Genomic DNA, 24,762 nt, shown 5'->3' on the forward strand with positions numbered 1-24,762 from the left:
CATGTCATCATCAAAGCAGAATAAGCGATCGCCTTTAAAAGTCCTGGCTGTCGCGGCATCCGGGTTGTTGGCGCTGGCGGGCATGGCTTCGTTTTGGTGGGCATCGACCTTGCCTCGCGCGCAGACGGGCGACGAGTCCCACGCAGTACGCGTGACCATACGAGACAACGTGTGCGATCCCAATGACATCACCGTGCCCGCCGGACGGACGATCTTCGTCATCACCAATGCATCCTCGCGTGCGCTGGAATGGGAGATTCTCGACGGCGTGATGGTGGTGGAGGAACGCGAGAACATTGCGCCCGGCATATCGCAAACCCTGCGGGTCAAACTATCGCCGGGGCAGTTTCAGATCACTTGCGGGTTATTGAGCAACCCGCGCGGCACGCTGACTGTAACGCCGTCGGCGGCCTCCGATGCGGAAGCGGCCAAGCCCTCGCTGGTGGCCTATGTGGGACCGTTGGCGGAGTATCGCGTCACACTGCTCACGCAAGCGGCGGCCTTGCAGAAGGCCTTGCAGGCAGCGGCGGTGGCGGTGCAGGCGGGCGATCGCGATCAGGCCAGACAGGCCTATATCCGGGCGCATCAAGCGTATGCGCGCATGGAGCCCGTAGCCGATCTGTTTGCCGATCTGGATGCGCGCTTGAACGTTCGGTCGGAATACCTGCAGCAGCGCGAGAACGACGCGGCCTTTGTTGGCCTGTACCGCTTGCAGCACACGTTATATGGAAACGACGCGTTCGATCAGGCACGTCCGGTCATAGAGGCCTTGCAAGTCGACGCCGGCGCATTACGCGAACGGCTGCGCACGCTGTCCATCGAGCCGGCCAAAATGGCCTCGGGCGCAGCGCGCGTGATGCAGCGCATGGGTGATCGTTTTACGCAGGACGCCAAGTCGCTTCCCCCCGAACTACACGCCGACATCATGCTAGCCCAAGGGGAGGGCGCTGAGCGTATCGCGCAGTTGCTCGCGCCGCTCGTCGGCAAGTCAGACCCCGCGCTGCAACAGCAGATCGATCAGCGGTTTGCGGCGTGGCACGCGTGTCTGGACGCCTATCGGCAAGAGCCCGATGAGGCATCCGCCGCACGACTGTCACAGGCCGTGCAGTCGGTCGAAGAAACCCTGGCGCAGATCAACGACAAGCTGGGGCTGGAGTAGTTTTCTCTACAGGTGTAAAGATGTCCCTCAAGCATACGTTCCATCGCAACGCTTTATCGTCGGTGTCGCGACGCCGGTGGCTCACCGCCGCGGCAAATGTCGCGGGCATGGCGGTGTTGCCCCTGCCGGCGATCGCCTCAACGAACGACGGTCAAGTCACTGATGCGCCGGCTAGCACGCATGGCGATGACCGCATCAGTTGCTGGGGAGAACATCAGGCGGGCATCGTTACGCCCCGGCCCGCGGCGGGCTTGGTCGCGTCATTCGATATTATCGCCACCGATCGTAAAGAACTCGAAAGACTGATGCGCGGACTATCCGCGCGAATCGCCTTTCTCACCCAAGGCGGCGAGGTCCCAAAGCTGGACCCGCGCTTGCCGCCCGCAGACTCCGGCATCCTGGGGCCCCTCGTGCAGCCGGATGCACTGACCATCACCGTGTCGGTAGGCGCCTCTTTATTCGACGATCGCTATGGTCTGGCGTCGCGCAAACCGCGATATCTGAAGCAGATGAGCGCGCATCCCAATGACGCGCTCGATGCCGCGCTCTGCCACGGCGATCTGTCTATCCAGTTCTGCGCGAATACGCCAGACACCAATATCCATGCGCTGCGCGACATCATCAAGCAGTTTCCCGATCTACTGGTGCTGCTGTGGAAACAAGAGGGCAGTGTTCCGCCCGTGGCGAAAAAGCCCGGCGTGCCACTGGAGAGCGCCAGAAATTTCCTGGGTTTTCGCGATGGCTCGGCGAACCCCGATGCCCACGATCAGGACGCGATGCGACGGCTCGTATGGGTGGGGCCGGACGACAACGAAGAACCCGCATGGACCTATGGCGGCACCTACCAAGTCGTGCGCATCATCCGTAATTTCGTCGAGCGCTGGGACCGCACGCCGCTGCAGGAACAACAGTCCATCATCGGCCGCAATCGCGATACCGGCGCGCCGCTCGATGGCGGGCCGACCGAGCACGATGTGCCTGACTACAGCCGCGATCCCGAAGGCAAACTCACGCCGCTAGATGCGCATATCCGGCTGGCGAATCCCCGCACCGCCGCGACCGAGCAGAACCTGATTCTGCGCCGGCCGTTTAACTATTCCAATGGCGTGACAAAGTCCGGGCAGCTAGAGATGGGCCTGTTGTTCATCTGCTATCAGGCGAACCTGGAAAAAGGCTTCATCACCGTGCAAAAGCGCCTCGATGGTGAACCGCTAGAGGAATACATCAAGCCCATCGGCGGCGGTTTTTTCTATACCTTGCCAGGCATGCGCAATAAAGAAGACTGGCTGGGACGCGCGTTGCTGGCCGCCGCCTGAGTCCGCCTGAGTCATTAACCGTATAAGGAGATCCCGTGAACATTACTCGTCATCGATGGCTAGCTGCTGCCCTATCGTTGGGCGCGTGGACGCTGCAAGCGCATGCCGCCGTATCGCCGCTCGAACTCGTAGGTCCGGTTGCCGAGTACAAGCTTTATGTCAACGAGAACATAGACCAGTTCGTTACCGACACGCGCAAATTTACCGACGCCGTGAAAGCGGGGGATATTGAGCAGGCACGCGCCTTGTTCGCGCCCACGCGGATGAGTTATGAGCGCATCGAGCCGGTCGCGGAGCTTTTTAGCGATCTGGATGCCTCCATCGACTCGCGCGCGGACGATCACGAAAAGGCCGAAAAAGACCCCGGTTTCGGCGGCTTCCATCGCATCGAGTATGCGCTATGGGAAGAAAAGAGCACCGACAATGTCAATGCCGTGGCCGATACATTGATGGCCGACGTTTTGGAGTTGCAAAAGCGTTTGGCCAACTTGACCTTTCCGCCCGAGAAAGTCGTGGGCGGCGCCGCCGTGTTGATGGAAGAAGTCGCCGCGACCAAGATATCTGGGGAAGAAGACCGCTACAGTCATACCGACCTGTGGGATTTCCAGGCTAATTTCGAGGGCGGCTATCGGATTTTTGAGTTTTTGCGTCCGCTGGTGCAGCGCGAGAATCCCGCTTTTGTGGAAAAGACCGACGCGAATTTCAAGACCGTCTTTGACACGCTCGCGAAGTACAAAACCGCCAATGGCGGCTTCGAATCGTATGAAAAACTCAGCGACCGCGACCGCAAGGTCTTGGCGGGACGGGTGAATACGCTGGCCGAAGACCTGTCGCAGATGCGCGGGATGTTGGGGTTGGATTAAATCGCTGGGTCTTGGCAGAGCGGACTCGCGCGGCGGGGGCGGCGCTGACGCTCGTCGGGCGTTTGAGTTTCGCCGCCGGAAATACCCCGGGTTTATGAATAACTCGCTATTGCGGGTTAACATGGCGCTTGCTCCGGGGTGCACGCCAGTGCTGAGATTCAGACCCGCGAACTTGACCCGGTTCACACCGGCGTAAGAAGAGCAATGACTGGACCAGGTCGCGCCTCGCGCGACCGGGCGCAGGCGGGCTTCGGGGCTTTGTATAGGACACTCGAGAGCCCATGAATCCCATCGCATCGCCAGAGGCGGATCTGCTCGCCTTTATTGCCCAAGACGGTTGTACTGACGATCAGTTCGATCAACTGGCGCTTCGCCTGTTTGCCTATCAATACCAGGCGAATGTGCCGTTCAAACGCTTTTGCCAGCATCGCGGCGTCACCCTGCGCAGTGTGCGATCGTGGCGTGATATACCCGCCGTACCCATTGATGCGTTCAAGGCGATGGAGCTGAGATGTGAGCCGCCCAAGGACACCGAGCGGGTTTTCATGACCAGCGGCACGACCCGCGCGGATGCGCGGGGAAGACATTTCCACCCACGCTTGGATGTTTACGATCTGTCGATGACGCGCAATTTTGCTCGCCGCTTCATGCGCGGCGTCGAGCGTATGCCGATGGGAATTCTGTTCCCCGACGAAACCGTGATGCCGAACTCCTCGCTGGCGCATTATCTGGCGTTGGCGAAATCGGTGTTTGGCACACCGGACAGCGAGTACTTTATGTCCGCTGACGGTATCGCGCTTGACGCGCTGTGGCGGCGTCTGGAGCAGGCCGAGGCCAGCGGCCAGCCGTATGCGCTGCTGGGTGCGAGCTACAGCCTCGTTCATGTGATGGATGCGCTGCGCGAGACCGGCCGCGTCTTTCGCCTGCCGCCGGGCAGTCGCATCCTCGATACCGGCGGCTATAAACGCCAGTCGCGCGAGTTGCCGCTAGACACCTTTTATGCCGAACTGACCGAGTTGTTCGGCGTGCCGGGCGAGCTTTGCATCAACATGTATGGGATGACGGAGCTGAGCACACAGTTCTACGATGATGGCAACGCCGTGGTCCCCTCGGTGAAATCGGGACCGCACTGGATACGTTCGCGGCTCGTTGACCCGGCAACGGGTTTTACCGTGCCTGACGGTGAACGCGGCATACTGGTGCATTGCGATCTGGCCAATTTCAACTCGGTCACGACGATATTGACCGAGGACGTGGGTGAGCCCGCGGAGGGCGGCTTTTTGCTGCTGGGCCGGGCGGCTGGCGCGCAAGCCAAAGGCTGCTCGCTGGCTGTCGAAGAATTCATCCATTCCAGCGTGGCATGACGATGGTGCGGATCGAAGCCGGTTATCTGCCCGGGCTGACAGCCGATGAGGTCAGCTGGCACAGCTTGCACTTTGGTTCAGGCGCTCGGCAGCTGGAGGTCGCCGTGCCGGTGTTGACGGCCGCGCAGATGCAGGCGTTGGCATTGCGGGTAAAACAAGCGAGCGCGCGTCATCTGCGCACGATGTCCGTATCGGAGATCATCGCCATTATCGACCGCGCGATCGCCCGTCTGCTCGATCGCGATGACCCGTATCGTCGGCAGGCCGACGCTTGGTTGCCGGTGGTCAGCGGCTTCGATGCCGAGATGGTCAGAGTCGGACTGACAGGGTTTTTTAAAACCTTTCGCGCGCCGCAGCTACATCGATTCGTCGCCGAAGACTTTACGAATCCCAAAGTCCTGGATGCTTTTCAACCCGCGCCCAAGGGCGGGGCGGTACGCGCCTATGGCCCGGCTCTGCTGGCGCATAGCTGGGCGGGAAATGTCCCCGCACTGGCATTGTGGAGCTTTGTTTGCGGCCTGCTGGTCAAAGCCGGCAATATTGGCAAGCTGCCTAGCGCCGAGCCGCTGTTCGCCGGTTGGTTCGCGCGCCTGCTGGCCGAGGTGCATCCTCCTTGGGCAGAGTGTTTCGCTGTCGTGTGGTGGCGGGGGGCGGGTGACGGCAGCGCGGACGCGTTGTATGCCCAGGCTGATACCGTCGTGGCTTATGGTGGCAATGAGGCACTGCAAGCGATTCAACGGCGCCTGCCGGTGACGACGCGTTTCCTGCCGCATGGTCATAAGCTGGGATTTGGCGTGGTCAGTGCGTCGGCGCTGGACGCGTTGAAAGCGCCCGCGCTGGCCAGGCGTGCCGCCTGGGACGTGATGCGTTACGACCAGCAGGGCTGCTATTCACCGCAGGTCTTCTATGTGCAGCGCGGTGGGCAGGTCTCGCCGCGCGCGTTCGCAGACTATATCGCGGCGGAACTTGCCAATCTGCAGCAGCGCTATCCAAGGCGCGCGCTGGATCTGAACGAATCTTCCGCCGTGGCGAAATGGCGTCAGTCGATCGAATGGCGGATTCCTTTGGACAGTGGCCCGCAGAGCGCGGACTGTTTGATCGGTGAACCCGGAGCGCCGTGGAGTGTGGCGTATGTGGATGGAGAACTTGCGCTGGCGCCCACCGGGTTGCAGCGTAGCATCGTCATCGCTGTTATAGATAGCTTGGACGATATCGCATCACGGCTGGCGGGCCGCGAGGTCTACCTGCAGACCGCGGGCGTGGCCGCAAGTCCGGCAGAGCTGTATCGGCTTGCGGAACAACTTGGCGCCGCCGGCGTGACGCGGATCAGCGCCATTGGATCGATGAGTGTGCCCGAAGCCGGCTGGCATCACGATGGCCGTTTCAATCTGTTGGATCTGGTACGCATGACCGAAATCGAGCAGTCGGCCGAAGCTGCGGCGGATCCGTTCGCGGAGTATGAGCCATGAGCGCGGCCACTCCGTTTATCGATATCCATCGCGTGGTGTATGGCTATGCCCGCGACCACCGCATCGTCGATGACGTGAGCTGGTCATTGCAGCAGGGCGGCTTTCACTGTCTGGTCGGTCGCAGCGGCTGCGGCAAGACCACCTTGCTCAAGCTGGTTGCCGGGTTGCTGACGCCGCAACAAGGTCATATTCGTCGACAGGACGGTCGCTCGGTGGTCCCCGGCCCGCAACTCGGCTATATGTTCCAGGCGCCCACCTTGCTGGACTGGCAGCGCGTACTGGATAACGTGCTGCTGCCCGTTTCGTTGCAGCGACGCCCAAGCCAGGCGGATTTCGCCCGTGCGCGCGAATTGCTGGCGATGCTGGGGCTCGCGAGTTATGAGCAACGTTATCCGCGCGAACTGTCGGGCGGCCAGCAAAGCCGCGTGGCACTGGCGCGGGCGCTGGTACTGCAGCCCGAGCTGCTGCTATTGGACGAGCCATTCGCCGCGCTCGATGCGATCACCCGTTATGAGCTGCAGGACGATTTGCTGCGTATGTGCCGCAAGCAGCGTACGACGGTGCTATTCGTCACGCATGACATTGGCGAGGCGGTGTACCTCGCCGATCGTGTGGGCGTGATGCACGCGGGTCGCCTGCTTGCCGATATCGCGGTATCGCTGCCTGTGCCGCGCACGCAGGCCTTGCGGCATGGCGTGGCATTCAACGGGATCTGCGCCGGGATCTACGACACGATGATGAGGGCAGGGCAATGAAACAAGTGCTGAGGAACCGCACGCTTTCTATTGTGTTGTTGATTGTGCTGTTGGCTGGATGGGAATTCGCGGTGCGTCAAAGCGGTATTTCCGCCTTGGTCTTGCCGGCGCCGACCGCCGTGGCCACCACGTTATGGTCCACGCTTAGTAGCGGCTATCTCTGGCCGCATATCTCGGCCACGCTTGTTGAAATGTTGTTTGGGCTGGCAGCGGGCGGTGCGCTGGGAATGGCCATGGGCATCGCGCTGGCCGAGTCGGCGCTGCTCGACCGTGTGCTAAAGCCCTATGTGATTGTGAGTCAGGTCGTGCCCAAACTGGCGCTGGCGCCGCTTTTTGTATTGTGGTTCGGCTTTGGTATCTTGCCCACTGTGATCATGACAGCGTTGATCTGCTTTTTCCCTTTGATGGAAAACACGCTGACGAGCTTGCAGCAAGTCGATCCGCATCGCGTGCAACTGTTTCGCTTGCTGGGCGCGACGCGGATGCAGACGCTATTGCGATTGAAGCTGCCTGCCGGGCTGCCCGGCATTCTGGCCGGATGGCGCGTGGCGTTGGTCCTCGCACTGGTGGGCGCGGTAGTGGGCGAATTCATCAGCGCCAGTCGTGGTCTGGGCGCGGTCATTATTGCCGCGCAAGGCATGATGGATACGCCGCTCATGTTCGCCGCGCTTGTTGCCATCGCGGTGATCGGCCTGCTCAGCTATTACGCCATTCTGCTAATCGAACGTCAGTTGTTAAAGCCCTACGGCTATCAATCATGATTGACTCAAGGATATCCACCATGCCTTTCTCTCCGTCGCGCCGTGCGCTGCTCGCGGCTTTCGCAGGGTTGGCCACGCTGCCCTACGCCCGGGCCGCGCGTGCGCAAACACCCGCGCAGGGCAAGATCACCGTGGCCGGCTGGAGCAAGCCGATTTCGGAAATCACCAACTTGCTGGTCGAGCCGGACAAAGGTTTCTTTAAGGAGCAGGGCCTGGAGCTCGTTTACCTGCCCGGCGCGGGCGGGGGCGACGCCATACGCAATTTGCTTAGCGGCCAGGCCGATGTGGCCTTCACCGATCCGGGGTCGTTTTTTATGGCGTTGGACAAGGGTGAGCCGCTGCGCGCGATCTATGACATCTACCCGCAGAACGTCTTCAATGTCGTGTCGTTGAAGTCAAAAAACATCACTCGCCCCGAGGACCTGCGCGGCAAGCGCATTGGCGTCTATAGTTTGTCCAGCGGCACGCGCCAGAATCTGCTTGTGCTGTTGCATCGCGCGGGCCTGACGGAATCGGATGTCGAGATCGTGGTCACCGGCGTGCTGAATTTCGCGCCGCTCATACAAGGACAAGTGGACGCGCTAGCCGCCACGGACACCGGTTTGCTGGTGGGCCGTCGTCGCGGCCTGGGCGAGGTGAACGTCATCGAGGTGCGCGATCATCTGAATATTTCCAGCGATATGTTCGTCGTGCGGGAATCCACCTATCAGCAACAACAACCCTTGTTGCGTGCGTTTCTGAAAGCCTATCGCGATAGCGCGGTCTGGATGATGGCGAATCCGGACGAGGCCGCCACGCTTGCCATGAAACGCGCCATCGACGGCACGGATCGTGACATGAACGCTGCCGTCATCCAACTGCGTAATGCCGCCGCGCAGGCGATTCCCGGGCCTGATGGTGCGCGACGTCCTTTGGGCGCATTCGATATGGCCGCTTGGCAGCAAGCCGCCAATGTCTATCACCAGTTGGGCCTGATACAGCGGCCTATCGATGTGTCTCGCGTGCTGGATATGCGATTGCTGCCGGAGGCTATCAATGAATGACACCCGTAAATTCGTTGGCAAGGTCGTCTTGGTCACCGGCGCCAGTCGTGGCATAGGCGCGGAAATCGCCCGAAGTTTCGCGGCCGAGGGCGCGACCGTCGTCGTCAACTACCTCAGCAATTCGGCCGCGGCCGAGGCGGTGGTGGCTCAATGTCAGGCCGCCGGCGGCGATGCTTGGTGCCTGCAGGCGGACGTCACATCGCCAGAGGCCGTGCAAGCCATGGTGAGCGCGATCGAGGACGAGGCAGGGCGCTTGGACATCGTCGTCAATAACGCCGTAAGACAATACCGTTTCGATCCACGTCGGCGCGCGACCTTCGATATGCTGAAGTGGGCCGACTACCAATCTCAGTACGATGGCTCTGTCGGCGCGGTCTTCAATGTCTGCCAGGCCGTGCTGCCGCATTTCCGCCGGCGAGCGCAAGGTTGCATCATCAATATAGCCACCAATCTTGTCGAAAACCCTGTGGTGCCTTACCACGACTACACCACGGCGAAAGCCGCTCTGGTTGGCTTCAGCCGTAACCTCGCCACGGAGCTCGGGCCGCTAGGCATACGCGTTAACTGCGTGGCTCCAGGATTGGTCTATCCTACGGATGCGAGTCGCGATACGCAGGAATCGTTTCGCGATGCCCTCATCGCCGCGACGCCATTGCGACGCATTGCCAGGCCGCAAGACATCGCCGGGCCTGTCATGTTTCTTGCGTCGGACTGGAGTGGATTTATGACAGGCCAGGTGCTGTTCGTGGATGGGGGATTGGTGATGCGGTGACGCATTGGGCGGACGCCGCAGTGGCGGTCGACGGCTCGTTCCGGCCGCGAGAGCGTGGAGCGGTGTACTTATATTAAAGACATATTGAATGGATCTTGTCGCGCTTGAGTTTTTCTATGTGGTCGCCCAGGCTGGCAGCGTGTCGCGCGCCGCGTCCGATCTCGGGGTGGAGCAGTCGACGCTGACGCGGCATATCACGCGTCTGGAGCACAGCGTTGGCATGCGCCTGTTTCACCGATCCGGGCGGGGAATGGTGCTGACAGAAAAAGGCCAAGCCATGTTTCGCGCGGCCGAAGAGGTCGTGGGCGCGTTATCCCGTGCGCGCCGCACCGCCGCAGAGCTCGCGGCCTGCGGGCCGGCAAAGATCACGATTGCTTCGCAGCCTACGATCGCTAACGCCACGTTTGGCGCGATCGCTCATGCCCTGAAGCACGAGTTTCCCAAATCGAAGCTCCGATTCGTCGAGGGCCTGGGGTCTCACATCATCGATATGCTGCAGGATGGCGACGTGGACGTGGCGTTGCTCTATCAACCCACGCAATCCAAGCTTCTGGATTATGAAGAATTACTGCGCGAGGATTTGTACTGCATCTGTCCCGCGTCGAGCAGTGTTCCGCGTCGAGCCTTAAGTGGCGCTGACTTGCTGAGTCTGCCGATGGTGCTGCCCAGTACCGTGCATGGGCTGAAGACCTGGCTGGAAGCGCTGGCTCAGGAGATCGGCATAGCACCGAACATTGCCATCGAATGTGATGGCTCCACGCATTTGATGAGCCGTCTCGTGCAGCAGAACCATGGCTATACGATTCTGCCGATGGCGGCCGTGAAGAACGAACTCGCCGCGGGGACGATCAAGGCCGTCAAGATCGATCATCCCCGCGCCACGCGCACGGTGGTCCTGGCGACCCCGCGCGGTCGTGCTCAAGTCGATAGCTATTGGAAAGTCGCGCATCTCATCAAGCAGACCGTCGCGCAATTGGTGCAGTCGGGCCAGTGGCCCAACGTGCAGCCTACACCGGGATCCGCTTGTCCGGTGTGATTTGAGCGGGGTCGGTGACCAACTCGATCAGCGCCACGCCACCGGCGTCGCGGGCGCGCTGCAACGCGGCGGGGAAATCGGCTTCGTTTTCCACTCGTTCGCCATGTGCGCCCAATGACCGCGCCAGGGCGACATAGTCAGAACCATGAATCCGGGTGCCCGACACCCGGCCCGGGTAGTCGCGTTCCTGATGCATGCGAATGGTGCCGTACATTCCGTTGTTGACTACCAGAATGATGAGCGACGCGCCGAATTCGATGGCGGTGGCGATTTCTTGCGGGTACATCATAAAGCAGCCATCGCCGGCCACGCATACTACTTGACGTTGTCCCTTGTAGCGCAGCGCCGCGGCAACGGCGGCCGGTAGTCCATATCCCATCGCGCCGCAGGTCGTTGCCAGCTCGGTGCGCGGCTGACGATAACGATAGTAGCGATGCAGCCATACCGCATAGTTGCCCGCGCCATTGGTCATGATCGTATCGTCAGGCAGCGCATCGTTCAGATGCAGAATCACCTTTGCCAGGTCTACGCCGTTTGGACGCACCTCGGTCTGGCGACGAGACGTAAAGGTGACAAAAGCCTCGCGCGCCTTCGCGGTCCGTTGCGCCCAAACCGGTGCGCCCGGCGCGGGTAGGGCAGTCAGCGCGCGCAGCGCCGCCTCGGCGGTGACGGGGGCGGCAATATCCGGCCGATACACACGTCCCAACTCTTCCGCGGATGCATGCAGATGAATCAGCTTCTGGGCGGGCGTAGGCAACTCCAGCAACGTGAAGCCGTCGGTGGGCACATCGCCCAGGCGCGTGCCGATTGCAAGGATCAGATCCGATTCTTGCACTAGCGCCCGCAACGCCGGACTCATGCCCAGGCTCATATGGCCCACGTATTGCGGGTCTTCATTATCGAGCAGGTCTTGACGGCGGAACGCGCTGGCCACCGGTAAATTCCAGCTCGACGCAAACGCGCGCAAATCCGCGCACGCGGCGGCTGACCAGTTGCTGCCGCCCACGATCAACAAAGGACGTTCGGCCGCGCTAAGCGCGTCGCCAATCTGGTCGCGCGTGGATGCCGCCAGCTCCGGCAGCTGTAGCGTCATCGGCGCGCAATCGGGCGTCGCGATGACTTCCGTCAGCATGTCCTCCGGCAACGACACGACCACCGGTCCGGGACGCCCGGACACCGCGACGTTGAAGGCGCGCGCCAGCAATTCGGGCACGCGATCCGCTTCATTGATCTCGATCACGAGTTTTGCGATGCTGCCAAAAAACTGCTGATAGTCCACTTCCTGAAACGCATCGCGGCCGCGATCGTGACGGGCGATCTGCCCAACGAACAGAATCATCGGCGTCGAATCTTGTTGCGCGATATGCAGGCCGATGCTGGCATGCGTGGCGCCCGGGCCGCGGGTGACCATGCAGATACCTGGCTTGCCAGTCAGCTTGCCGTCCGCTTCGGCCATATTGGCCGCGGCGCCTTCGTGTTTGGTGACGATCAGTTCGATCTGGTCTTCAACATCCTTTAGGGCGTCGAGAACTTCCAGATAGCTTTCACCGGGAACACAGAAGACGCGCTCAACACCGTGAGCGACAAGGGAGGAGACCAGGGCGCGGCCGGCGGTTCGTTGCGATGGAGAACTCATATTAGCGAGATAAGGGTGACTGTGGGAGCCAGAGACACGTCGTGAAAGACGTGGCCCGGACGATGGACCGCAGGTTATCTCGCTTGCGCATGCGTGGCGCTGGGATTCTTGCATAGCTGCTCTGGGAATTTCGCATAACACGGGCGCTTGGTCCGATACATGCATGTGTGCGTAGCGTGAGGCACCCACAGAACATCATCCGTTGTCGTAAGATGAAGCGGGCTTATCGGGCTTTGTCGACGCCATCGTCGATGAGCAGGCCCGTGTGGGAACCTGACAATATCTAAAACTGAGGAGCAATGCATGTCGCGTGCAACCGACCATCCCCGTCGTTTCTTCTGCAAGGCAGGCCTCGCCGCCGTATTAGTGGCCACGACCGCGCTGCCGCTGACCGCGAACGCGGCCGAATGGCCAGATCGACCGATTACCTACACTGTTCCGTTCGCGCCGGGCGGGGCGACGGATATCATCGGCCGCATCTACAGCGTGGGCGCCGCTAAATATCTGGGTCAGCCCATCGTGGTCGAGAATATCGGCGGCACTGGCGGCAGCCTGGGTACGGCGAAAGTCGCGCGCGCCAAGCCCGATGGTTACAACATCGTCGGTGGCACCATCAGCTCGCACGCCATCAACGTGAGTATTTACCCCGATATCGGCTATGACCCGATCAAGTCCTTCAAGCCCATCATCCTGACTGGCAGCCTTCCGAACGTGTTGGTGGTGCGCGCCGACAGCCCTTATCAAACCGTGCAGGACTTGATCGAAGCCAGTAAAAAGCCAGGTGCGCAGTTCAACTTCGGCTCGGCCGGCGTAGGTAGTTCCCAGCATCTGACAGGGGAATTGTTTATGAGCCGGACCGGCGCCAAGATGCTGCATATCCCCTACAAAGGCAGCAGTCCATCGCTGCAGGCCCTGATGAGTGGCGAAATCGACCTGCTCTTTGACAACATCACATCGGCCGTCCCGCTGATTCAGGCAGGTCGCTTGCGTGCGCTGGGCGTGACGTCGGCGAAGCCTTCGCCGGTTTTACCCGGCGTCGCGCCGTTGGCCGAGCAAGGCTTGCCCGGTTTTGAAGTGGTTTCCTGGCAGGCGACGTTCGCGCCGGCCGATACGCCCGACGAGATCGTGCAAAAGCTGCACGCAGCCATGAGCCGTACCCTGGAACAACCCGAGGTCCGCAAGCAACTGCAGGATCTCGGCCTCGATGTCTCGGGAGCAGGTCCCGAGGCGCTGGCGCAGTTTCAGAAAGCCGAGGTCGAGAAGTGGGCCGATGTGGCTAAGAAGGCCAACATCAAACTGTGAAGCTACCTGGCCGGTCGACGCTGCTGCGTCAACCGGCCTACCGCATAGACGATCCAGACCCTGTATGGCGCGCCAGCACGAGCGATGGATTCCGCTCGCGGCGCAGGCTCTATGTTGGGCAGCGGTGGCGCGTGCCCGATCAGGTCCCAATACGCAGCGGCGCCACCAGCTTGCGTAACGCTGCGACGGCTGACAGTGCAGTAATACGGCCTGTCTTCGGATTCTCGCTGGGCACGTTTTGAATTTCCATGCTGAACTTGGCGTCTTCCGAGTCGACTTCGATGCGATGAATATTGCGTGAAACCGTCGGATCGGCCCATATTTCCAGAATGGTACGGTCCGGCCCCACACCCGCCAGCGACAAGGACACCGCGACATTCAAGTTCGCGGGAAAACCCGTTGCGGCTTCGCGCGCGGTACCAGAGTAAATACGCGTGGGCTCCTTGATCGCGTCCAGGTCAATGTTGTTTTGCACGACATAGGGCGCGCCGGCAAAGCCGAGGGGAGGCTTGCGGCTGACCATGCGCACCTCGTTGATCGTGCCCTCGGCGGCCGCTGTTACCGCGTCCAGCCCAATCAGCGCCCCAGTGGCCACGATGATCTGCCCGCCATGCTCGCGCGCGATATCGACCAGCTGTTGATTGAGCAGTAGCGCGCCGGAACTCAGAACCAGCAGTTTTTTGCCGGCCTTCAGCACCGGCTCCGCGATACGAGGCAATAGCGCGGCCGGTGCGCACTCGACGACGATGTCGCAGTGCTCGGCCAGATGATCGATGTCGGTATAGACGGGGGCCTGTTTAAAGGTATAGGCATCGCGCGCCTTTTGCACATCGCGTACGCCCAGCGCCGCCACCCGCAGGCCCGGTATGCCAGCGTCGATCTTCTTGGCGATCGTTTTACCAATGGAACCAAAGCCGGCGATGCCGACGCGTAAGGTGGGGGAGGGAGTGCCCATGAGAATTCCTTATGATGTCCTGAGGAAAGTATAGGCGCGAACGGCACTCTGGGAAGTATTCTCGGGTATAGCCGCGGTCGCAGTGCCGAGTATCACGTGGACCTTGTTGGCGTGTCACGCCGGCGGATGACGGTTCGCCACGGCCGGCCAGCCTCTGCCTAGGGAAAATGCCATGCCAAATGCGCGCCCAGCATGGCACTATGCAGTGTTCAAAATTTGGATGGCCGATTGATGAAGCTCTATCGCGATATGGATTCAGCCGAGCTGGATGCTCAATACAACGCTCGCGCCACGGTACCGGAATCGCTATTCCTGTCCATCATGCAGGAATACGCCGAACAAAGCCGTCGTGCCCGGGAAACGCTATCGTGCACACCCGACCTTGCCTATGGCTCGCATCCCGACGAAACCTTGGACGTATTCCGCCCCGGTCCCTCCGCATCGGCCCCGCGTGCGCCGGTGTTCGTGTATATCCACGGCGGCTACTGGCGTGCGCTGTCGAAGAACGAATCCAGCAGCATGGCGCCCGCCTATACGTCGGCCGGCGCAGTGTATGTGGCGGTGAACTACGCGTTGGCGCCAGCCGTGACACTCGATACGATCGTCGACCAATGCCGTCGCGCTGTGGCTTGGGTGTATCGCAATATCGAACAGTATGGTGGGGACCCCGATCGTATTTACATCGGTGGCAGTTCGGCCGGTGGGCATCTTTGCGGAATGCTGCTCGCCAGCGGCTGGCATACGCCGTTGGGCATGCCGCTGAATGCGGTCAAAGGCGCGCTGCTGCTCTCCGGCCTGTACGACCTCGCGCCGATTCCGCACACGCATATCAACGCATGGATGAAGCTCTCAGCCGAAGACGCCGCGCGCAACAGCCCGGTGAACTATGAGCCCGCCGCCGGCTGCCCTATCGTCGTTTCCTATGGCGATAACGAAACCGATGAGTTCAAGCGGCAAAGTAGGGACTATCTGCAGCAATGGCAGGCACGTGGCTACCCCGGCGACTATGTACGCGTGCCGGGGTTAAACCATTTCGATTTGGTATTGGAATGCGGCAAGCCCGACAGTCCGTTAGCCCGCGCAATGCTCGAGATGATGGGGCTGACTCGCGATTGAGCCAGCCCTGTATGTGGCGGTTAGCCGCCGCCTAGCACCTGATGTGGCAGCCACGTGGCGATTTCCGGCACAAGCATGATGGCCACCAGGACGAACACGACGACGCCCAGGAACGGCCATACGGATCGCACCGCCTCTCCAAACGGGATCTTGGCGATGCCGCTCGTGATGAACAACAATATGGCCACCGGCGGCGTCAGGCCGCCTATTTGCGTGATCATCACCATCAGGATGCCCAGTTGCAACGGATCGATGTGAAATGCCGTGCCGACATACACAATTGTCGGCACCATCACCACCACGACCGCCAGCCCGTCCAGGATCATCGTCAAGACCAGCATGATGACCACCAGGATCGCCAGCATCAACAACGAACTGTCCGTCACGCCGCGCAGGGTCGTCAGCACGGTGTCATTGAAGTCGAGATAGTTCAACAACCATCCGAGCACCCCCGCCATACCCAGTACCCCCGCCACCATGGCGGTGGTGACGGCCGCGTCCACGATCACGCCCGGCAATTCCTTCCACGGCAGACGGCGATACCACACCTTGCTCACGATCAGGCTGTATACGCACGCCACCACGCCGGCTTCCGTCGCGGTGAATATGCCGCTCAAGATACCGCCCATGATGACGACCGGCGCCATCAGCGCTGGCCAGACGCGCTTGGTCTCTTTGCATATTTGCTTGAACGTCGAGCGCGGCTGTGTCACGCGCAACGCCGAGTTCGACGGCAGATAAGACAGCGCATAGATCATCCCCATCAGCAGCGTGGCGATCAACAAGCCGGGAATAATCCCCGCCATGAACAGCCCGCCAATCGAAACGCCCGTGATCGAACCGTACACAATCATCGTCATGCTAGGCGGAATGATGGGGCCGATGGTTGCCGCCGCCGCAACGATCGCCGCGGCCATGCCCGGCTTATAACCCCGTTCCTTCATTGCGGGTATCGTCACCGAACCCACGGCAGCGGCTTCCGCTGTCGATGAACCCGAGATATTCGCCATCGCCGTGCAAGAGATGACTGCCGTATGCCCCAGGCTGCCGCGGATGTGACCCACCAACGCTTGCGAAAACTCGATCAATCCCGCGCTCAGACCGCCACGCGTCATGATGGCGCCCGCGAGGATAAAGTAGGGCAGGGCCAACAAGCTGAAGGAATCCAGCATGGAGAAGGCTTTTTGCGGTACCAGGGCCGGTACCAGCCCGGGGATCACCATGGCGCCCACCAAGCTGACCGAAGCGATAGACAGCAGAATGGGGATGCCCATGAACACCAGCCCCAGCATCACCGCGAAAATAATGACCAAGGTCATGCCGCCACCTCCGTCGACTTCACGCGTCGAACCATGTTGGAGAGCACGCTCAGCACCAGGTAGGCGCCTCCCACGACCATGCCTGCGTATACCACCGACATGCTGATACCCAGACCGGGGCTCATCTGATATTTAGTGACCTGCATCAACCGCCAGGTAAACGCCATCAGCGCCACGCCCAAGCCGATCCACAGCAGGTCGATGATCCAGACCATCAGGCGCTGCATCGCAGGCGGGAATCGTTCAAAGAATGTATCCACACGCAAATGCGCCATGCGGTTGTACGCCACCGGAATCGCCAGGAAGACCACCCAGACAAACGCGAATTTCTGGAATTCCTCGCTCCAGCTGAGCGAGACGTTGAACACAAAACGATTGAAGACCTGCAGCGTGCCCGCGATCACGATCGCAACGAACAGCAGCGTGATCAGGGCCTCGACGAACTTATTGATGTAACGCATCGGCTTTCCGGGATGACGTGACGAGAACGGGCGCATGCCCGCCAGTGCGCCCAAAGGGGAAGACCAGGTCTTCCCCTCCAGGTTGTTGTCGCGGTAGAACGGACTTATTGCGAAGCGCGAATCTCTGCGAGCAAATCGGTCGCACCGATGTTGGCGGCGATCTTGTCTTGCAGCGCGGTCGCTTTATCGCGGAAAGGCGTGGTGTCCACCGTGGTGATGGTCATGCCCTTATCCTTCAGGAAGTCCAACGCTTCTTGCTCGCGGATCGGCGCGAGCGAGCGATTGAGGTCGCTGGCGAACTTGGCAGCGTCCATCACGGTCTTTTTCTGCGTGTCGGAGAGCTGATTCCACTCGTTCATCGAGCAAGCAAAAACGGCCGGGCCGAGGAAGTGATTGGTGATGGCGACGTTCTTGCCGACTTCGTAGAGCTTGTTGGCAACTACAGCAGCCGCGCCGTGCTCGAAACCATCCAGCACGCCGGTCTGCATGGCCGTATAGATTTCGCCGAACGACATAGGCGTTGCATTCGCGCCCATGACGTTGATCGTTTCGACGTAGATCGGACTTTGAATGGTGCGGATCTTCAGGCCTTTCAGATCGTCCGCCGTGTTGACCGTCTTTTTCGCCGTGACGACGTTGCGAGCGCCCCAGTTGTTGGTCCAGGCCAGCACCTTGATGCCCGACTTCTCCAGGTCCGCCGCGATGGCTTGACCTACCTTGCCATCCAAGGTGCGGTTCATGTGGTCGTAGCCTTTCCACAGGAAGGGCAGGTCGATCACGCCGACACGCTTGGAGAAATTGTTCAGGATCGCGGTGCCCGCGACGGCGCAGGATGCCCCCGCGCCCAGCTGCATGCCCTCGAACACAGCGCGTTCATCACCCAGCGCGCTGGAAGGATAAATACGCGCCGACACCGTATCGGAATTATCGGCCAGATAATTCTTGAATGCCCATGCGGCCAGATGGTGCTCGGACGACAAATCGCCCGCGGCCGAATGCGAAATCTTGAGTTCTTTCTTGGATTGCGCGTGGGCGGCCGGGACGGCTGCCAGCATGATCGTGGACAGTACAGCTGCGACTAAAGGGCGGGCGCGAAAGCGCACGAGTGATTGGCTCACGATGTCTCCTCCTGTGAGATGAGTCGATGTGCAAACGAGATAAATCGTTTTAGTAGATCGATTTACCGGAAACATAGCATGCGGTGCCTTTGCTGCACAGTCTCAGCTTATTAGGCTTTACCCTAATTGCCTGAAACGGCTTGTTTTAAGCATGTTTACGCGACTCATGCCATCATGCGGCCAGCGTGATATATTGGCTAAAACGATTTACTAGAACGATATAGTTATCCGTTCCAAAAGAGGAGTCCGATGGCGACGATTCAGGATGTGGCGCGGCTTGCCGATGTCTCGGTGAGTTCGGTGTCCAATGTGCTCAACGGTCGCACCGAACGGATGCGGCAGGAGACGTACGTCCGTATTGAGCAAGCCATTGAAAAGCTCGGGTATCGGCCCAACCAGATTGCCCGGCATCTGAAGACCGGCAATATACCGATCTTGGGCTTGTTGGTACCCACTTCGTCAAACCCGTCTTTTGCCCATTTGGCCGTGGCGGTCGAGCAGGTGGCCCAGTCCAAGCATAACTATCGTGTGCTGGCGTGCAATACGTATCGCGATAAACAGCTCGAAGCCAAGATGCTCGATGATCTCATCGGTCTGGGCATCCGTGCCGTCATTGTTATTTCTTCTTTAAATGACGAGCGGCATATCGAAGCGGCCATCGCCAAAGGCCTGTCGGTGGTGAGTTACGACCTGGGCATCGACCCGGACAAGCCCGCCAAGCACGATCACGTCCTACCGGACAACCGACTCGCCGGACGGCTGGCCGCCGAGCATTTAATCGCGCATGGTCATCGGCGGCTGGCTTTCGTAAAACCAAAAGGCGAAACCAGCAGCCGTCGCGAAAAAATCGAAGGATTTACCGCTGCCGTGCACGCCGCGTCAGGCTGCAGCGCGCAAGTCATCGAGATCGAAGGCGGTTCGCGTTTCGGCGATAACGAGCTGGCCAAACTCGGCCACGAGGCCGCGCAGAAAATCGCCGCGATGTCGCCCCGGCCGACGGGCATCGTCGCGGTCAACGATATGACCGCGATTGGTGTCATGGCTGGATTAAGAGAATGCGGCTTGTCTATCCCGGGGGATGTGTCTGTCGTGGGTATGGACAATATTCCAGTCTCTGAATATGTGTGGCCGCCACTCACCACGGTCGCGATGCCCGTGCAGGAAGTCGCCGAAACCATGGTCGAGCAGGCGATCTCGCGTATCCATTCCCCCGATAATCCGCCGCGCGAATTCAGTTTTCCGCCGCGCCTCGTACAACGACAGTCGGTGTCCGCACCCGCGACGCCCGCCTGAATCCCGCCGCCTTCATTCCTATCATGACACGTATTTTTCTCACGCATAATCGCGCGGCATTGCGTCATTATTATGGCGATCGTGCCTTCAAGCTGTTGTCCGAACTGGGCGATGTACGCTTTCACGACAGCGATGCCGAAACGACGGCAGACGACATCATTCAACAGGCGAAGGATTGCGAGATCCTGGTGAGCTTTCGCGTTCCGCCGGTCGATGCTGCCCTACTGCAAGCCCTGCCGAATCTGGCTGCCGTCTGTCGAGTCGCGGTCGATATACGTAATATCGATGTCGAGTGCGCCAACCGTTTGGGCGTACTGGTGACGCGCGCCACACCAGGCTTCGGGGCTTCCGTGGCGGAATGGGTCATGGGTGTAATGATCAATCTGGCCCGACACATCCATACAGCGTCGGCGGTCTATCGCGAGGGGCGGATGCCCACCGCGTTCATGGGCCGCGAGTTACGCGGCGCGACCCTGGGCATCATCGGCTACGGCACCATCGGCCAATATGTGGCCAATCTCGCGCGCGCTTTTGGCATGAAGCTCATCGTGAACGACCCATACGCCAAGCTTGATGCGCAGGCGGATATTCAGCAGGCCTCGCTCGATGCCTTGCTGGCTCAATCCGACTTCGTCGTGTGCCTGGCGCCCGCAACGCCGGAAACCGCGAATCTGATGAATATTGAGCGTTTCGAACAGATGCAGTGCTCAGCGTATTTCATCAATGCGTCGCGTGCTGAGTTGGTCAATGAAGCCGATCTATTAAAGGCGCTCGACCATAATCTCATCGCGGGATGCGCCCTGGATGTCGGTTCCGCACGGGACCAGATGCCGCCGTTGCCGCTGGGATCGCATCCAAAAGTGCTTGCCACGCCTCACGTGGGCGGCCTGACACCGGAAGCCTCCGAGCATCAGGCGATGGACTCCGTGCGCCAGGTCCGGGCGCTGATCGAGGGCCGCATTCCCGATAACAACGTTAACGCCGCGTTCGCCACGCGCGCGCGCGACCGATTCGGCATTACCTTGCCGCAAGCATAAACGCAGACAGAGGCTTTCATGATTGAATCCCGCTGGCCCGTGCCCGCAGAGGGCTGCGACTGCCATCATCACATCTACGACCTGCACACCTATCCGCTCAAGCAGACGTCTCCCGTGTCGCCGCCGCATGGCACCTGGGAGGATTATTTGGCGATGCGCGCGCAATGGGGCATCACGCGCAGTGTGATTGTTCAGGCCATGGGATACGGTTTTGACAATCGCTGCACGCTCGACGCATTGGCTGCATCGGCGGGCTCCGCGCGCGCGGTGATCTCCATGCCGCAAGGCGCCAGCGACGCGCAGCTCGCGGCGCTGGCGCAAGCCGGCGTGGTCGGCGTGCGTTTTCAGATGGTGCCCAATAGCGGCAACATCATGACTTGGGACGACCTGCCCGAGGTGGCGCGGCGCATCGCGTCGCTGGGATGGAACATCAATCTCCAGCTCGATGGCCGCACGTTGCCGGACTATGAGGCCTTAATTGCCGATCAGCCGTGTAACGTGGTGATCGATCACGTTGGCAAGTTCCTGGAGCCGGTCACGCCTCAGGATCCCGCTTTCGATTCGCTGCGGCGACTGCTCGATACCGGCCGCGTCTGGGTCAAACTATCGGCCATGTACGAAACATCGCGTACGGGCGCGCCCGATTACCAGGACGTCGGTGTCTTGGCGCAGGCCCTGGCGCATGAATATCCCGAACGCTGTCTATGGGCGAGCAATTGGCCGCACCCGGGTCAGGTGCAACGTCCCAACGACCGCGATCTCCTGGCATTGCTGGACAGCTGGTGCCCCACGCAAACCGTGCGCGATCAGATCCTGGTCCATAATCCGGCTAAGCTATACGGGTTCTGACTGCCCGGTAGGTAAACGTGAGCGCGACGCATGATTTGCTCGATCAACTGGAAGGAAGCTGGCGCCTGAGGCGCGACATCGCGGCCGAAGGCGCGACAATGACAGGCGTCGCCCATTTCACTCGCGTGGCGGCCGACGTGCTGCATTATGAAGAAACAGGCACCTTGACACTGCGCGAGGGCCAGACCTTGTCGTGTTCACGACGCTATCGCTTCATCGCGCGCGGCGATGCGCTCGTGATACTGTTCGAGGACGAACCGGATCGCGGCAGACAATTCGTCTCGCTAGGGTTTGTCCCGGCTGACGCACATACCTTGGTGGCGGCCGACACGCATCTTTGCGGCCCCGACACCTACACCGTTGCGTACAGGCTTGCACTGCCAGCCGGGTACGAGACCGAGATCTCGGTGCAGGGCCCCCGCAAGGATTACACAGCGCTCAGCCGCTATACCCGGCTCGTCGATCCTGTCTGAGCGGCCGCGTCCCTCGTCCACATTTTCCGAAGCGCGGAGTTGCTCCAATCATGCGTCTTATCCGAACGCCCAGCATGGCGGCGCTGACAGCGTTTGAAGCGGCCGCCCGGCACGAAAGCTTCACCCTGGCGGCACGCGAGTTGTCCGTGACCGAGAGCGCCATCTCCCGGCAGATCCATCTGCTGGAGGAAAGCCTGAACGTATCGCTCTTCGTGCGCGTCAAGCAGCGTGTCATCCTGACGCGCCCGGGCCGCCTGTATAGCGAACAAGTGCGCGCTTCGCTACGCGCGTTGGAACAAGATACCCGGGCGATTGCCGCGCACGGCAGCGGTCGCGGCAATCTGGAATTGGCGGTACTGCCCACGTTCGCGCTGGAATGGCTGATCCCGCGATTGCCCGCTTTTTATGCCCGCTATCCCGATATACGTATCAATATGGGTGTGCGCACCGCCCCTTTCTCGTTCGAGAATGAACACTTTGATGTGGCCATTCATCATGGCAAAGCCATCTGGCCGCATGCCACGCTGGAGTTCCTGTTTGGTGAACGCATGGTGGCCATCGCCCGCGAGGATCTGATTGGCGGGCCGCTCACGCATGCCGAAGATCTGCTGGGATACACCTTGCTCTATTCGACGACGCGGCCGGAGTCCTGGCGTCAGTGGTTTGAGCTCGCCGGCGTGGACAGAATGCCGGAGTCCATCAATAGCGCGGGCTTTGAATTGCAGTCCATGGTGGTGCGCGCGGCCGAAGCGGGGCTAGGCATCGGCCTTGTGCCCGAGTTCTTCGTTCCCGAGGCAGCGTGGGAAAAGGGCGTTATCCGAGCGCACCCGCTCTCGATGCCGGCCGAGGACTCCTATCATCTGGTCTATCCCCTGGAGACGCGGGACAAATATCCGCTGCAATGCTTCAGGGAATGGATCCATGAACAGGCAGCCGCCTTTGCGACCGAATTGGAATTGCCGATGCAAACCACTTGATGACGAAAACTCATCATATGGCAAATTTATTTTGCTTTACGCCAGGGCGTAAGCATTGAACAATCAAGAGTTTGGTAAAAAACTGCGGAGATGTACCCAATGAACGGCGCCAAGAGCCTGGTTAAAACGTTGCTCGCTTCCGGTATCGATACGTGTTTTGCGAACCCGGGCACGAGCGAAATGCATTTCGTCGCCGCCCTGGATCAAGTGCCCGGCATGAAATGCGTGTTAGGCCTGCAGGAAAACGTGGTCACCGGCATGGCCGACGGCTACTACCGCATCGCCCGTAAACCCGCGTGCACGCTGCTGCACTGTGGCCCGGGCCTGGCCAACGGCATGGGTAACCTGCACAACGCTCGTCGTGCGCGCAGCGGCATCGTCAATATCGTGGGCGATCAGGCGACCTATCATCGCCCCTTCGATGCCCCGCTGACCGCTGATACGGCCGGCATGGCGCAAACCGTATCGCAATGGGTGCGCACCAGTGTCGATAGCGCACAGCTTGGCCGTGATGCTGCCGAAGCCGTGGCCGCCGCCCGCAGTTTTCCCGGCCAGATTGCCACGTTGATTCTGCCCGCCGATGTGTCGTGGAACGAAGGCGGTGTGGTCGGTGAAGCCCTCCCGGTACCCATGCCCGCCCCGGTCGATGGCAACGCGATCGAGAACGCTGCGCGTACCTTGCGTTCGCATGGGCGCGATACCTTGATTCTGGTGGCGGGCACTGGCGTGCTGAGCGCGGCGCATCCGTGGTTGTGGCGCATCGCCCAAGCGACCGGCGCCACCTTGCTCGCTGACTTCGTTACCTCGCATCTGTCGCGGGGTCGTGGCCGTTTGCAGCTCGAACGCACGCCGTACGTGATGGAACTGGCGATCAAGGCGCTGCAACGCTTTAAACACATCATTCTGGTCAACGCCAGGCCGCCCGTGGGCTTCTTTGCCTATCCGGGCCTGCCGTCGACACAGTACGCCCCGGACGCGCAACTGCAAGTGCTGACGCGCCCCGATCAGGATCCGCTGCCCGCGTTGCAGGCCTTGGCCTCGGTGCTCAACGCACCCGAAGTCGCGATCCCAGATCCCGGCCCGCGCCCCGAGGCCGCCACCGGCGCGCCCACGCCCGAAGGCTTGGCCCAGACCGTCGCTGCCTTGATGCCCGATCACTCCATCATCTCGGATGAAAGCGTGTCTTTTGGCCGCGGCTTTTACAAGTTCAGCCATGCCGCGCCGCCTAACGACTGGCTGCATCTGGCGGGCGGCGCGATTGGCGATGGCCTGCCCGTGGCTACCGGTGCCGCGATCGGCGCGCAGAAGCAGCGTCGCGTGATCAGCCTGCAGGCTGATGGCTCGGCCATGTACTCCCTGCAGTCGCTGTGGACGCAGGCGCGCGAGCAGCTGCCCTGCACGACGATCATTCTGAACAACAGCAAGTACAACATTCTCATTGGCGAATACGCCAACGTGGGCGCGACCCCGGGCGAAACGGCAATGAGCATGCTGGATCTGGGCAACCCGTCGTTGAACTGGGTGGGCCTGGCCAATGCAATGGGTGTCGAGGCCGCGCGTGCCACTACGCTCGATCAATGTGCTGACCTGATGCGCGCCAGCTTTGGCAAGCAAGCGCCCTTCCTCATCGAACTGATGGTGTAGTAGCGGCGCAGCCGCATCGGACGGGCACGTCCCGTGCGGTGCGG

The 24,762-nt window shown here is 60.8% G+C and carries 23 protein-coding genes and 1 riboswitch; of the genes, 18 read left to right on the top strand and 5 right to left on the bottom strand.

Features of this window, described 5'->3' with window-relative positions:
• Position 1: 1 nt before the first annotated feature.
• The 10 genes from efeO (GOQ28_RS18305) to GOQ28_RS18350 all read left to right on the top strand — a co-directional run bounded on the left by efeO (GOQ28_RS18305) (position 2) and on the right by GOQ28_RS18350 (position 10,538).
• Complete coding sequence (efeO, locus tag GOQ28_RS18305) at positions 2–1,159, top strand: iron uptake system protein EfeO (protein WP_160357445.1); 1,158 nt, start codon at positions 2–4, stop codon at positions 1,157–1,159.
• A gap of 20 nt (positions 1,160–1,179) precedes the next feature.
• Entirely contained in the window at positions 1,180–2,475 is a 1,296-nt protein-coding gene (efeB, locus tag GOQ28_RS18310) for an iron uptake transporter deferrochelatase/peroxidase subunit (protein WP_160357446.1), read from the top strand.
• 35 nt (positions 2,476–2,510) lie between these two features.
• Positions 2,511–3,338: an iron uptake system protein EfeO gene (efeO, locus tag GOQ28_RS18315; RefSeq protein ID WP_336603815.1), complete on the top strand. Its 828-nt coding sequence runs from the start codon at positions 2,511–2,513 to the stop codon at positions 3,336–3,338.
• 124 nt (positions 3,339–3,462) lie between these two features.
• Positions 3,463–3,554: riboswitch (TPP riboswitch) on the top strand.
• Positions 3,555–3,619: 65 nt separating this feature from the next.
• Positions 3,620–4,702 carry a LuxE/PaaK family acyltransferase gene (locus tag GOQ28_RS18320; protein ID WP_160357447.1) on the top strand — a complete coding sequence of 361 codons (1,083 nt, stop codon included), beginning with the start codon at positions 3,620–3,622 and terminating at the stop codon, positions 4,700–4,702.
• Entirely contained in the window at positions 4,699–6,171 is a 1,473-nt protein-coding gene (locus tag GOQ28_RS18325; protein WP_160357448.1) for an acyl-CoA reductase, read from the top strand. Before GOQ28_RS18320 ends, GOQ28_RS18325 begins: the two co-directional genes overlap by 4 nt.
• Complete coding sequence (locus GOQ28_RS18330; protein ID WP_160350134.1) at positions 6,168–6,926, top strand: ABC transporter ATP-binding protein; 759 nt, start codon at positions 6,168–6,170, stop codon at positions 6,924–6,926. Before GOQ28_RS18325 ends, GOQ28_RS18330 begins: the two co-directional genes overlap by 4 nt.
• Positions 6,923–7,687: an ABC transporter permease gene (locus GOQ28_RS18335; RefSeq protein ID WP_160350133.1), complete on the top strand. Its 765-nt coding sequence runs from the start codon at positions 6,923–6,925 to the stop codon at positions 7,685–7,687. Before GOQ28_RS18330 ends, GOQ28_RS18335 begins: the two co-directional genes overlap by 4 nt.
• A 20-nt stretch (positions 7,688–7,707) precedes the next feature.
• Complete coding sequence (locus GOQ28_RS18340; RefSeq protein WP_160357449.1) at positions 7,708–8,730, top strand: ABC transporter substrate-binding protein; 1,023 nt, start codon at positions 7,708–7,710, stop codon at positions 8,728–8,730.
• Positions 8,723–9,502, top strand: a complete 780-nt coding sequence (locus GOQ28_RS18345) for a 3-oxoacyl-ACP reductase (RefSeq protein WP_160357450.1) — start codon at positions 8,723–8,725, stop codon at positions 9,500–9,502. Before GOQ28_RS18340 ends, GOQ28_RS18345 begins: the two co-directional genes overlap by 8 nt.
• An 88-nt stretch (positions 9,503–9,590) precedes the next feature.
• The gene (locus GOQ28_RS18350) at positions 9,591–10,538 is read left to right on the top strand and encodes a LysR family transcriptional regulator (protein WP_160357451.1); all 948 of its coding nucleotides are present in this window, start codon (positions 9,591–9,593) and stop codon (positions 10,536–10,538) included.
• Here GOQ28_RS18350 and GOQ28_RS18355 read toward each other — a convergent pair.
• On the bottom strand, positions 10,510–12,174 hold the full coding sequence (locus tag GOQ28_RS18355) for a thiamine pyrophosphate-binding protein (protein ID WP_160357452.1): 1,665 nt from the start codon (positions 12,172–12,174) through the stop codon (positions 10,510–10,512). The genes GOQ28_RS18350 and GOQ28_RS18355 overlap by 29 nt on opposite strands.
• A gap of 303 nt (positions 12,175–12,477) precedes the next feature.
• Between GOQ28_RS18355 and GOQ28_RS18360 the strand changes: the two genes are divergently transcribed.
• Positions 12,478–13,476 carry a Bug family tripartite tricarboxylate transporter substrate binding protein gene (locus GOQ28_RS18360; protein WP_160350128.1) on the top strand — a complete coding sequence of 333 codons (999 nt, stop codon included), beginning with the start codon at positions 12,478–12,480 and terminating at the stop codon, positions 13,474–13,476.
• A gap of 139 nt (positions 13,477–13,615) precedes the next feature.
• Here the strand turns inward: GOQ28_RS18360 and GOQ28_RS18365 are convergent, their stop codons facing one another.
• The gene (locus GOQ28_RS18365; protein ID WP_160357453.1) at positions 13,616–14,431 is read right to left on the bottom strand and encodes an aspartate dehydrogenase; all 816 of its coding nucleotides are present in this window, start codon (positions 14,429–14,431) and stop codon (positions 13,616–13,618) included.
• A gap of 228 nt (positions 14,432–14,659) precedes the next feature.
• Here GOQ28_RS18365 and GOQ28_RS18370 point away from each other — a divergent pair, with 228 nt between their 5' ends.
• On the top strand, positions 14,660–15,547 hold the full coding sequence (locus GOQ28_RS18370; protein ID WP_160357473.1) for an alpha/beta hydrolase: 888 nt from the start codon (positions 14,660–14,662) through the stop codon (positions 15,545–15,547).
• Between the two features lie 20 nt (positions 15,548–15,567).
• On the opposite strand, the gene GOQ28_RS18375 is transcribed toward GOQ28_RS18370, so the two are convergent.
• The 3 genes from GOQ28_RS18375 to GOQ28_RS18385 all read right to left on the bottom strand — a co-directional run bounded on the left by GOQ28_RS18375 (position 15,568) and on the right by GOQ28_RS18385 (position 18,445).
• Positions 15,568–16,866: a TRAP transporter large permease gene (locus tag GOQ28_RS18375; protein WP_160357454.1), complete on the bottom strand. Its 1,299-nt coding sequence runs from the start codon at positions 16,864–16,866 to the stop codon at positions 15,568–15,570.
• Positions 16,863–17,327, bottom strand: a complete 465-nt coding sequence (locus GOQ28_RS18380; protein ID WP_160350124.1) for a TRAP transporter small permease — start codon at positions 17,325–17,327, stop codon at positions 16,863–16,865. The genes GOQ28_RS18375 and GOQ28_RS18380 overlap by 4 nt, the downstream gene beginning before the upstream one ends.
• A 104-nt stretch (positions 17,328–17,431) precedes the next feature.
• Entirely contained in the window at positions 17,432–18,445 is a 1,014-nt protein-coding gene (locus tag GOQ28_RS18385) for a DctP family TRAP transporter solute-binding subunit (protein WP_160357455.1), read from the bottom strand.
• A 249-nt stretch (positions 18,446–18,694) separates the two neighbouring features.
• On the opposite strand from GOQ28_RS18385, the gene GOQ28_RS18390 reads away from it, so the two are divergent.
• The 6 genes from GOQ28_RS18390 (at position 18,695) to GOQ28_RS18415 (ending at position 24,718) form a co-directional block, all read left to right on the top strand.
• Positions 18,695–19,738: a LacI family DNA-binding transcriptional regulator gene (locus GOQ28_RS18390; RefSeq protein WP_160357456.1), complete on the top strand. Its 1,044-nt coding sequence runs from the start codon at positions 18,695–18,697 to the stop codon at positions 19,736–19,738.
• 23 nt (positions 19,739–19,761) lie between these two features.
• A complete protein-coding gene (locus GOQ28_RS18395) occupies positions 19,762–20,775 on the top strand; it encodes an NAD(P)-dependent oxidoreductase (RefSeq protein ID WP_160357457.1) in 1,014 nt (337 codons plus the stop codon).
• Positions 20,776–20,793: 18 nt separating this feature from the next.
• Positions 20,794–21,624 (top strand): amidohydrolase family protein, encoded by an 831-nt coding sequence (locus tag GOQ28_RS18400; RefSeq protein ID WP_160357458.1) that lies wholly within the window; start codon positions 20,794–20,796, stop codon positions 21,622–21,624.
• A gap of 17 nt (positions 21,625–21,641) precedes the next feature.
• Complete coding sequence (locus GOQ28_RS18405) at positions 21,642–22,097, top strand: DUF6314 family protein (RefSeq protein WP_160350119.1); 456 nt, start codon at positions 21,642–21,644, stop codon at positions 22,095–22,097.
• A gap of 50 nt (positions 22,098–22,147) precedes the next feature.
• Positions 22,148–23,074: a LysR substrate-binding domain-containing protein gene (locus GOQ28_RS18410; RefSeq protein ID WP_160357459.1), complete on the top strand. Its 927-nt coding sequence runs from the start codon at positions 22,148–22,150 to the stop codon at positions 23,072–23,074.
• A 99-nt stretch (positions 23,075–23,173) separates the two neighbouring features.
• Positions 23,174–24,718 carry an acetolactate synthase large subunit gene (locus tag GOQ28_RS18415; RefSeq protein WP_160350117.1) on the top strand — a complete coding sequence of 515 codons (1,545 nt, stop codon included), beginning with the start codon at positions 23,174–23,176 and terminating at the stop codon, positions 24,716–24,718.
• Positions 24,719–24,762 lie beyond the last annotated feature (44 nt).

The organism is Bordetella sp. 02P26C-1 (assembly GCF_009763255.1).
GTDB lineage: Bacteria > Pseudomonadota > Gammaproteobacteria > Burkholderiales > Burkholderiaceae_B > Bordetella_A.

Excerpts from the sequence above, each read along its gene's own strand:
- efeO (WP_160357445.1), top strand. The coding sequence starts at position 2 with ATGTCATCATCAAAGCAGAATAAGCGATCGCCTTTAAAAGTCCTGGCT.
- efeB (WP_160357446.1), top strand. The coding sequence starts at position 1,180 with ATGTCCCTCAAGCATACGTTCCATCGCAACGCTTTATCGTCGGTGTCG.
- GOQ28_RS18320 (WP_160357447.1), top strand. The coding sequence starts at position 3,620 with ATGAATCCCATCGCATCGCCAGAGGCGGATCTGCTCGCCTTTATTGCC.
- GOQ28_RS18325 (WP_160357448.1), top strand. The coding sequence starts at position 4,699 with ATGACGATGGTGCGGATCGAAGCCGGTTATCTGCCCGGGCTGACAGCC.
- GOQ28_RS18330 (WP_160350134.1), top strand. The coding sequence starts at position 6,168 with ATGAGCGCGGCCACTCCGTTTATCGATATCCATCGCGTGGTGTATGGC.
- GOQ28_RS18335 (WP_160350133.1), top strand. The coding sequence starts at position 6,923 with ATGAAACAAGTGCTGAGGAACCGCACGCTTTCTATTGTGTTGTTGATT.
- GOQ28_RS18340 (WP_160357449.1), top strand. The coding sequence starts at position 7,708 with ATGCCTTTCTCTCCGTCGCGCCGTGCGCTGCTCGCGGCTTTCGCAGGG.
- GOQ28_RS18345 (WP_160357450.1), top strand. The coding sequence starts at position 8,723 with ATGAATGACACCCGTAAATTCGTTGGCAAGGTCGTCTTGGTCACCGGC.
- GOQ28_RS18350 (WP_160357451.1), top strand. The coding sequence starts at position 9,591 with ATGGATCTTGTCGCGCTTGAGTTTTTCTATGTGGTCGCCCAGGCTGGC.
- GOQ28_RS18355 (WP_160357452.1), bottom strand. The coding sequence starts at position 12,174 with ATGAGTTCTCCATCGCAACGAACCGCCGGCCGCGCCCTGGTCTCCTCC.
- GOQ28_RS18360 (WP_160350128.1), top strand. The coding sequence starts at position 12,478 with ATGTCGCGTGCAACCGACCATCCCCGTCGTTTCTTCTGCAAGGCAGGC.
- GOQ28_RS18365 (WP_160357453.1), bottom strand. The coding sequence starts at position 14,431 with ATGGGCACTCCCTCCCCCACCTTACGCGTCGGCATCGCCGGCTTTGGT.
- GOQ28_RS18375 (WP_160357454.1), bottom strand. The coding sequence starts at position 16,866 with ATGACCTTGGTCATTATTTTCGCGGTGATGCTGGGGCTGGTGTTCATG.
- GOQ28_RS18380 (WP_160350124.1), bottom strand. The coding sequence starts at position 17,327 with ATGCGTTACATCAATAAGTTCGTCGAGGCCCTGATCACGCTGCTGTTC.
- GOQ28_RS18390 (WP_160357456.1), top strand. The coding sequence starts at position 18,695 with ATGGCGACGATTCAGGATGTGGCGCGGCTTGCCGATGTCTCGGTGAGT.
- GOQ28_RS18395 (WP_160357457.1), top strand. The coding sequence starts at position 19,762 with ATGACACGTATTTTTCTCACGCATAATCGCGCGGCATTGCGTCATTAT.
- GOQ28_RS18400 (WP_160357458.1), top strand. The coding sequence starts at position 20,794 with ATGATTGAATCCCGCTGGCCCGTGCCCGCAGAGGGCTGCGACTGCCAT.
- GOQ28_RS18410 (WP_160357459.1), top strand. The coding sequence starts at position 22,148 with ATGCGTCTTATCCGAACGCCCAGCATGGCGGCGCTGACAGCGTTTGAA.
- GOQ28_RS18415 (WP_160350117.1), top strand. The coding sequence starts at position 23,174 with ATGAACGGCGCCAAGAGCCTGGTTAAAACGTTGCTCGCTTCCGGTATC.